The sequence below is a fragment of the Stenotrophomonas sp. 82F1 genome (genome assembly GCF_056861525.1).
Window position 1 is genome coordinate 26,276 of sequence record NZ_JBSPUD010000033.1, and the last position, 8,993, is coordinate 35,268.

The following is an 8,993-nucleotide window of genomic DNA, read 5'->3' on the forward strand; positions in this document are numbered from 1 at the left end:
GGATCCTGGCGTGGGGAATGGAAATGCTTCATCGACTGGTTCCTTGCTCGCCGCCCTGCCCGTGTCACGCCGGCAGCTTGAAGTCGGCGACCGAACGACGCAGGTCGGCCGCCAGCTGCGCCAGGTGGCCGATCGACTCGGCGGTCTGCCCGGCACCCTGCGAGGTCTGGCCGGTGATCTGGCGGATCACGCCCATCGTGCGGGTGATGTCCGACGCCGCCGACGACTGCTGCTGGGCGGCGATGGAGATGTTCTTGATGAGGGTGTTGAGTGCGTTGGACACGCGCTCGATCTCGGTCAGTGCGGTACCGGCGTCTTCGGCCAGGCGCGCACCGGACACCACTTCGGCGGTGGTCTGTTCCATCGAGGTGACCGCTTCGTTGGTATCGGCCTGAATGGCCTGGACCAGGTTCTCGATGCGTCGGGTCGCACCGGAGGTGCGCTCTGCCAGGCGCTGCACTTCGTCGGCCACGACCGCGAAACCGCGACCGGCTTCACCGGCCGACGCCGCCTGCACAGCCGCGTTCAACGCCAGGATGTTGGTCTGCTCGGAAATGTCGTTGATCAGTTCCACGATCGAGCCGATCTCCTGCGAGGACTCGCCCAGGCGCTTGATGCGCTTGGAGGTTTCCTGGATCTGGTCGCGGATCTGGTCCATGCCCTGGATGGTCTCGCGGACCACGCCGGCACCCTCGGCGGCGATCACCACCGAACGCTGTGCCACGTCGGCCGACTCGGCCGAGTTGCGCGATACCTGCTCGATGCTGGCGGCGATTTCGCCGATCCGGTCCGATGCCGAGGTGATCTGGTTGGCCTGGTGGCCGGCCGCTTCGGCCAGCTGCATCGCCGTTGCCTGCGTTTCCTGGGTCGACAGCGCGACCTTGGCCGAGGTGTCGTTGATGGTGGTCACCAGGTGGCGCAGTTCATCCACCGCGTAGTTGATGGCGTCTGCGATCGCGCCGGTCATGTCCTCGGTCACCGAGGCTTTCACGGTCAGGTCGCCCTCACCGAGCGAGGAGATTTCATCCAGCAGCCGCATGATCGCCTGCTGGTTGCGGCTGTTGAACTCCACCTGGGTCTGGTAGCGCAGTTCCTGTTCGCGCGAGCGGCTGCGCACGTTGGTGGAGACGAAGCCGATGATCGCGATCAGCGACAGCGCACCGGATACCACGCCGATCCAGAAATTCGGGAACAGGCGGGTGTCGGACACCGAGCCGAACGAGGAGAACGCTTCGAACAGCTTGCGGCTGTCGGTCAGCATCTTCGCCGAACCCTGGCCCAGCGCGGCGGCAGCGGACTGCGCGGCGAACAGCTGGCGCGAGCTGGCCAGGATCGCGTCGGCGTCCTGCTTCATCGCCTCCCACTTCTGCTGCGACTGCTCCAGCGCCGCAACGGCGGCAGCGCCGCGCACGGCGGTGATGCCCAGATCCTCGTTGCCATTGCGCAGCGCATCGAGCACCTGCGAGAACACGGTGATGTCGCGGGCCAGCGCGTCGCCGGCCGCGGCCGCAGCCGTGCCGCCGGCACGGATTTCAGTCACGCGACGGGCCATCGAACCGGCCACCACCACCTGCTGCAGGGCACTGTAGACCTGCGACGACGGGGCGCCGGAGGCGGACATCGCACGCACCAGTTCGTTCAACTGGGCCTGCAGGCCCGGCACCGCACCGGAGAAGTTGTTGGCGTTGCCGGCCAGCGCCAGCACCGCCGGCTCACTGGCGACCAGCTGGCCGGCCTGCTTGCCCAGCGGCGTCCAGGTGTCGGCCAGGGTCGAGATCGCCCCGGAGACGCCCGGCTCGTTGCCGTAGCGCCCCTGCAGGGTCGATACGTTCTGCTCGATCGCGTTGCGGGTGGCCTTGAAGGCGGTGAAGGCCTGCGCATTGCCGCCGACCGCGTCACGGCCCTGGTTGGCCAGCTGCTGCGACAGCACCTGCAGGTCCGCGGCCTTGGAGCCGGCATCGGCCAGGCGGCTGCCCTGCCAGGTGGACACACCGGTGTTCACACCGAACAGGATCATCGACAGGGCCAGCAGCGCCAGCCAGAGGTTGCTGCCGCCCAGCCGCAGCTTGCCGGACTTGGTGGCATCCGAAGCAGTACTCATCGTTCAACCTCGATTTTCAATGCAGGGGGCGATGCCCGGCCTCAGGCCGCGGCTTGCCGGAATTCAGGGGTACGCGACAGCAGCGAGAGCGAAAACACGCCCCAGTCGTTGCCATCGGCATGGAAAGCGCGATCGACGAAGTGCCCGTAGCGTCCTTCGGCCAGTGAACCGGCCTCGATCTGCTGGGTCAGCTCGAAACTGCGCTGGCCGAACAGTTCGTCGATGGTCAGGGCGACGTCGCCACCGGCCTGGCGCATGATCAGCACGCGCTGGCCTTCCTGCTGGACGGTGCGCGCACCTTCCAGGAAATATTTCAGGTCGACCACCGGGAACAGGTTGCCGCGCAGGTTGCCCACGCCCAGCAGCCACGGCTGCGCGCAGGGCACCGGGGTCACCGGCGGCATCGGCACGATCTCCACCACTTCGCGGAAATCGGACACCAGCCGGCGCTGGCCGACACGGAAACCGACGCCACGCCACAGGTCCTGGGCGAACTGCCGCCCGGGCAGCTGCACCGCGTGGGCCAGGCTGCGCCGTTCGTAGGCTTCAAGAATGTCGAAGGGCGAGCGCATCAGGCCACCAGCTCGTTGATCCGCGCGATGAGTTCTTCCTCGCGCGGCGGCTTGACGATGTAATCGGCGGCGCCCTGGCGCAGCCCCCAGGCCTTGTCGGTTTCCATCGCCTTGGTGCTGACGATGATGACCGGGATGTGCTTGATCGCGGCGTCGCGGGCCATCGCCCGGGTCGCCTGGAAACCGCTCATGCCCGGCAGCACCACGTCCATCAGGACCAGCTGCGGCACCTGGTCGCGGACCAGCTGCAGGCCATCTTCGGCATTGTCCGCTTCCAGCACCTCATGGCCGGCACGGCGCAGCCATTGGGTGAACACCGCGCGGTCGGTCGGTGAATCCTCGATCAGGACGATACGAGCCATTGTGCCTTTCCCCCTGGTCAGGCGTTGACGTACGTGCGGATGGCACCCAGCAGTTCTTCGCGCGTGAATGGCTTGGTCAGGTACTGCTCCGAGCCGACGATGCGCCCCCGCGCCTTGTCGAACAGGCCGTCCTTGGACGACAGCATGATCACCGGGGTCGCCTTGAACAGCTGGTTGCCCTTGATCAGTGCGCAGGTCTGGTAGCCATCCAGGCGCGGCATCATGATGTCGACGAAGATGATCTGCGGCTGCTGGTCGGCGATCTTGGCCAAGGCCTCGAAACCGTCCGTCGCGGTCACTACTTCGCAGCCTTCGCGCTTCAGTAGTGTTTCCGCAGTCCTGCGGATGGTCTTCGAGTCATCGATGACCATCACCCGGAGTCCTGCGAGCTCCCCGCCCGCAGTCGTGTTTTCAGTCATTGCCATTCCCCAAGCGCACGGCCCAATCTTTGGCGGGAGCCGCTGCGAAAGCGTATCTATATCGCACTTCCCGCGCCCGCTTCAAGGGCGGTCCGTGGCGCGGGGCGTGGCGCCGGGCTGAACGTGACCGGATTGGCAATCACTGCGCAGCCCGGCAAGGGACGCTGCGTTGCACATCGCCGGGGAGGCGCACGGCCGGCGTTGCCGCTACCATCAACGCCTTGCCTGACAGGTGCGCCCATGCCGTTGAACGTCATCGTGGTGATGGATCCCATCGCCCACATCAAGATCACCAAGGACACCACGTTCGCCATGCTGCTGGAAGCCCAGCGCCGCGGCCACGCCCTGCACTACGTGCGCCCGGGCGGGCTGGCGCTGGAAGGCGGGGTGGCCGTGGCCTGGACCGCCCCCCTGCAGGTGCGCGACGACCCGGCCGGCTGGTACGAGCTGGGCGCATTCAGCCGGACTGAATTCGGCCCCGGCCAGGTCGTGCTGATGCGCAAGGACCCGCCGGTCGACGCCGAGTACGTCTACGACACCCAGGTGCTGGATGTCGCCGCCGCCGCCGGCGCCTGCGTGGTCAACAACCCACAGGGCCTGCGCGACTACAACGAGAAGCTGGCCGCGCTGCTGTTCCCGCAGTGCTGCCCGCCGACCCTGGTCAGCCGCGATGCCAAGGCGCTGAAGGCCTTCGCGCTGGAACACGGCCAGGCCGTGCTGAAGCCGCTGGATGGCATGGGTGGGCGCTCGATCTTCCGCAGCGGCCAGGGCGACCCCAACCTGAACGTGATCCTGGAAACGCTGACCGACGGTGGCCGCAAGCTGGCCCTGGCCCAGAAGTTCATTCCCGACATCACTGCCGGCGACAAGCGCATCCTGCTGGTCGATGGCGAGCCGGTCGATTACTGCCTGGCGCGCATTCCGCAGGGCGATGAGTTCCGCGGCAACCTGGCCGCCGGTGGCCGCGGCGAAGGCCGGCCGCTGAGCGAACGCGACCGCTGGATCGCCGCCCAGGTCGGCCCGGAGATGAAGCGCCGTGGCATGCGCTTCGTCGGCCTGGACGTCATCGGTGACTACCTGACCGAGGTCAACGTGACCAGCCCGACCTGCGTGCGCGAACTGGACGCGCAGTACGGCCTGAACATCGCCGGCACCCTGTTCGACGCGATCGAGGCCGATCTGCGCTGATGGATGCCGCACCTGCCGTCCTCGCCCCGCCGCCGCGTGAAGCGCAGCGGCTGGGCGCCACCATCGCCCTGTCGGTGCTGGTGCACGCCCTGCTGATCCTCGGGGTCGGCTTTGCCGTGAAAGGCGACGCGCCGCTGGTACCGACCCTGGAAGTGATCTTCAGCCAGACCCGCACCGCGTTGACCCCGAAGCAGGCCGATTTCCTGGCCGCCGCCAGCCAGGAGGGCGGTGGCGAGCATGATCGTGCGCAGCGCCCACGCGACAACCAGGCCGGCATCGTGCCGCAGGCGCAGTCCGGCATCAGCCCGGTACCGCAGCAGCAACAGTCGGCAGCACCGGTGCCGCCGCCGCAGGCGCGCGTGGTCAGCAGCCGCAATGGCCAGGACACGGTGGCCCTGGCGCAGTCGCGCCCTACCCCGTTGCAGCCCACCCCGGATGCACCGATGACTGCACGCGAACAGCGCGATGCCGAGATGGCGCGGCTGGCAGCGGAAGTACACCTGCGTTCGGCGCAGTACGCCAAGCGCCCGAACCGGAAATTCGTTTCGGCCAGTACGCGCGAATACGCCTACGCCAATTACCTTCGCGCATGGGTGGACCGCGCAGAGCAGGTCGGCAACCTGAACTACCCCGACGAAGCGCGGCAGCGCCGGCTGGGTGGGCAGGTGGTGATCAGCGTGGGGGTGCGCCGCGATGGCAGCGTGGAAAGCAGCCGCATCCTGCGCTCCAGCGGTACGCCCCTGCTGGATGAGGCGGCGCTGCGGGTGATCCAGCTGGCGCAGCCGTTCCCGCCGTTGCCCAACACTGATGATCAGATCGACATTCTGCAGGTCACGCGCACGTGGGTGTTCCTGCCGGGTGGCGAACTGCGCGACGACCGGTAGGGTTTTCTGCCCGGGCCTGCGGCCCGGGACCCGCTGGAAGCAACTGCAACTGCAAGATCAAGAGCGGCGGTTGGGCTGTTGGTTTGGCGGGGCGGTGTGGGCTTGCAGGACACGCCGTAAACCCATCCCTGGGGGCTCGATGGCGCCATCCATGGCGCCAACGGTCCTGCAAGCCCACACCGCCCCACCTCTGATAGATCGCGGCGCATCTTTGCTGTTGGTAGGTGTCGACCTTGGTCGACACGAGGCATCCACGCCACACCTGCACGGTAGATCCACGCCATGCGTGGATGCGAGCGAAGCGATCGGCTTTTGACTTTGATTTTGTTTTGAATTTCCGTGGCGGACGCGCACGGAAACTGTCCGTGGCCGGGCGGGTGGGCTGCGCAGGGGCGTAAGCGCCATGGATGGCGCGCCCGAGCCTACAGGGACGTATTCACGGCGTCCCCTGCGCAGCCCACCCGCCCGGTCAACCCACGGCTTTTGATTTACGCGACCAACCAAGCCACGAGGGGCTCAGCCGTTGGCTTTCGCCTTCGCGTCCCGCGCGGCCTGCTGCTCGACCAGCGTCAGCGCCACGTTGTCACGCAGGTAAGCCGGCTCGACCTTCTCCGGCGCAATGCCTTCGCCGCGTGCGAACGCCGGCACCGCCAGTGCCAGCACATCTGCCGCATGCGGCAGCGCCGTCGCATCGAAGCGGCGCAGACCCGCACCCAGTTGCGCGACCAGCGCGCCCTCGGCGGCGGCAAACCCGGTGCCAACACCGTAGATGGACGTGCCTTCCGGCAACGACACCGCCGTTGGCACGCACACGCGCTCGGCGTCACGGGCCACCGGCAGTCCATCCACGCGCTCGAAACGTGCCACGTACAACTCACCCATCCGCGCATCGATCGCCGACAGGATCTGCTTCTCTTCCATCGGCGCGCGCAGTGCCAGCACCTGCAGCGTCGACACCGGCAGCAGCGGGCGATCCAGCGCCAGCGCGATGCCCTGTGCCAAAGCGATCGCCAGGCGCACACCGGTGAACGCACCGGGACCGCGACTGAGCGCGATGCCGTCCAGCTGGCGGCGGCTGATGCCGGCCTCGGCCAGCAGCTCCTCCGCCCACGGCAGACTCAGTTCGGCGTGCCGGCGGGGGGCGATCTCGAAGCGTTCCAGTACCTGCCCATCAACATGCAGGGCTACGGAACAGGCTTCGGTGGCGGTTTCAAAGGCGAGCAGTTTCATCGGATCGGGTCAGAACAGGGGGAACGTGGCACCGGGAACCGGCTCCGGGCCCGCCACGGCGGCGGTCGGGGCTGCGGCATCTGCCACGGGGCCCCATTGTGGCGCAAAGAAGGCTTGCACATCGGTCAGTGCCCGGGTTCGCCGGAACGGCGGCAGCGACTGCAGGAAGACCTTGCCGTATCCACGGTTGAGCAGGCGCGGGTCGCACAGCACCAGCACCCCGCGGTCGGTTTCGCTGCGGATCAGCCGGCCAACGCCCTGCTTCAGGGCAATGACCGCCTGCGGCAACTGCTCGTCGCGGAACGGATTGCCGCCCTGGGTACGGATTGCCTCCAGCCGCGCTTCATACACCGGATCGTCGGGCGTGGCGAAGGGCAGCTTGTCGATCACCACCACGCTCAAGGCCTCGCCGACCACATCCACGCCCTCGCGGAAGCTGGCCGAGCCCAGCAGCACGCCATTGCCGGATTCACGGAAACGCTGCAGCAGGGTCGCGCGCGGCGCTTCGCCCTGCACGAACAGCGGCCAGGGGCCATCACGCAACGCCTCGGCCGCCTCGCGCAGCGCACGATGCGAAGCGAACAACAGGAACGCCCTGCCCTGCGACGCCTGCAGCACCGGGCGCAGCACCTGGATCAGTGCGGTTCCGAAACCGCGCGCGGCTGGATCGGGCAAGCCTTCAGGCAAATAGCACAGTGCCTGCTCGGGCCAGTTGAACGGGCTGGGCTGCACCAGCGTCTGCGGATCGTCCAGGCCCAGGCGCGTGGCGATGTGCTCGAAGCCGCCGCCAACGGTCAGCGTGGCCGAGGTGAAAATCCATGCAGCATGACTGCGCTCGCGATGTTCGCGCAGCGGCGCGGACACATCCATCGGCGTGCGCTGGCAGCGGAAACCGCGCGGGGTCAGCTCGTACCAGAGCACGTCGCCGGCGGCGGCGGTCGTTTCGCTGGGATCGGCATCGAAGTCGAGTGCGGGCTCTTCATCGCCGAGCCAACGGCCCAGCCGCGAGATCGCCTCACGCGCACGCGCATGGCAGGCATCCAGGCCGGCAGCGGCCTCGCGCAACGGTTGCAGTGCCTGCTCCAGCACCACCAGGCTGGACATCACCGCATCGAAACCCTCGCGCACCTGCGGCATTGCCAACGCCCGCCACTGCGTACCGCGCGCGGGCAAGCCCTCCATCGCAGCACGCAACGCAGATAACGCCTGCTGCAGATGATCGACCGGTTCCTGCAATGCCGACTGCGCGCCCCCCACGCCGCGCGCTTCAGCCAGACAGTCACGGCCCAGCTCCTGCCAGGGGCGCATGCCGAAGCCCTCGCCGAAGAACTGCGCGGCCAGCTCGGGCAACTGATGGGCCTCGTCGATGACGAAGGCCTGCGCACCGGGCAGCAGCTCGCCGAAGCCCTCCTGCTTCAGCGCCAGATCGGCGAGCAGCAGGTGGTGGTTGACCACGACCAGGTCGGCAGCCTGTGCACGCTGGCGGGCACGCACGACGAAGCAGTCATCCCAGAAGGGACACTCGTTGCCCAGGCAGTTGTCGACGGTGGAGGTGACCATCGGCAGCAGCGGCGAGTCATCGGCCAGGCCATCGAGTTCAGCGATATCGCCCGAATCCGAGCGGCCGGACCAGGCCAGGATGCGCTGGAACTGTGCCGCCTGTTCGGGGCTGGAGAATCGCGGCTCACCGCGTGCCTGCTGCAGGCGATAACGGCACAGGTAGTTGCTGCGTCCCTTCAGCAATGCGCTGCGCAGGCCGACGCCCAGCGCCTGGCGCACGCGCGGCAGGTCACGGTGGTAGAGCTGGTCCTGCAGCGCGCGGGTACCGGTGGAAATGATGGTGCGCATTCCGGACAGCAGCACCGGCACCAGATAGGCAAAGGTCTTGCCGGTGCCGGTACCGGCTTCGGCGAGCAGCAGGTCGCGTTGCTGCATGGACGCGGCAATGGCCTCGGTCAGGCGCAGCTGCGCAGGACGCGGGACGAATGCATCCAGATGGGAGGCGAGCGCGCCGCCTTCGCTGAGGGCTTCGCGGCTGGCATGGACAAGGTCGGACATCAGGCAGAAAGGATACCCGGCCGGGCGCTGCCCGGCACCCGTTTCAGGCCAGAGCACAGGCAAAAGCAACGGCAACAGCGTTTGTTCATGGCTCTGGGTTGCTACGTGCTGGGGTGGGTCGGACAGGGCAGGCAGGACACGCCGTAAACCCGTCCCTGGGGGCTCGATGGCGCCATCCA

General features: G+C 67.7%; 8 protein-coding genes. 2 read left to right on the forward strand and 6 right to left on the reverse strand.

Translation table 11 applies throughout. From position 1 onward, the window contains the following. Positions 1-64 precede the first annotated feature (64 nt). Genes AC13GI_RS20760 through pilG form a run of 4 tightly spaced genes read right to left on the reverse strand, consistent with a single transcriptional unit; the run spans position 65 to position 3,454 of the window. Positions 65-2,101 carry a methyl-accepting chemotaxis protein gene (locus AC13GI_RS20760; RefSeq protein WP_482997236.1) on the reverse strand — a complete coding sequence of 679 codons (2,037 nt, stop codon included), beginning with the start codon at positions 2,099-2,101 and terminating at the stop codon, positions 65-67. A 41-nt stretch (positions 2,102-2,142) separates the two neighbouring features. Beyond that, on the reverse strand, positions 2,143-2,673 hold the full coding sequence (locus AC13GI_RS20765; protein ID WP_025877750.1) for a chemotaxis protein CheW: 531 nt from the start codon (positions 2,671-2,673) through the stop codon (positions 2,143-2,145). Next, the gene (locus AC13GI_RS20770; protein WP_025877749.1) at positions 2,673-3,035 is read right to left on the reverse strand and encodes a response regulator; all 363 of its coding nucleotides are present in this window, start codon (positions 3,033-3,035) and stop codon (positions 2,673-2,675) included. The genes AC13GI_RS20765 and AC13GI_RS20770 overlap by 1 nt, the downstream gene beginning before the upstream one ends. Positions 3,036-3,052: 17 nt before the next feature. Next, positions 3,053-3,454, reverse strand: coding sequence for a twitching motility response regulator PilG (pilG, locus tag AC13GI_RS20775; RefSeq protein WP_005418455.1), 402 nt, complete (start codon positions 3,452-3,454; stop codon positions 3,053-3,055). A gap of 240 nt (positions 3,455-3,694) precedes the next feature. Here pilG and gshB point away from each other — a divergent pair, with 240 nt between their 5' ends. Together gshB and AC13GI_RS20785 are read left to right on the forward strand one after the other, a co-directional pair. Beyond that, entirely contained in the window at positions 3,695-4,642 is a 948-nt protein-coding gene (gene gshB, locus AC13GI_RS20780; RefSeq protein ID WP_099818839.1) for a glutathione synthase, read from the forward strand. Beyond that, positions 4,642-5,526, forward strand: coding sequence for an energy transducer TonB family protein (locus AC13GI_RS20785; RefSeq protein WP_380657974.1), 885 nt, complete (start codon positions 4,642-4,644; stop codon positions 5,524-5,526). Before gshB ends, AC13GI_RS20785 begins: the two co-directional genes overlap by 1 nt. Before the next feature lie 516 nt (positions 5,527-6,042). Here AC13GI_RS20785 and tsaB read toward each other — a convergent pair. Beyond that, positions 6,043-6,756 (reverse strand): tRNA (adenosine(37)-N6)-threonylcarbamoyltransferase complex dimerization subunit type 1 TsaB, encoded by a 714-nt coding sequence (gene tsaB / locus AC13GI_RS20790; protein ID WP_482997237.1) that lies wholly within the window; start codon positions 6,754-6,756, stop codon positions 6,043-6,045. Positions 6,757-6,765: 9 nt separating this feature from the next. Further along, positions 6,766-8,814, reverse strand: coding sequence for a DNA repair helicase YoaA (gene yoaA, locus AC13GI_RS20795; RefSeq protein WP_099819103.1), 2,049 nt, complete (start codon positions 8,812-8,814; stop codon positions 6,766-6,768). Positions 8,815-8,993 lie beyond the last annotated feature (179 nt).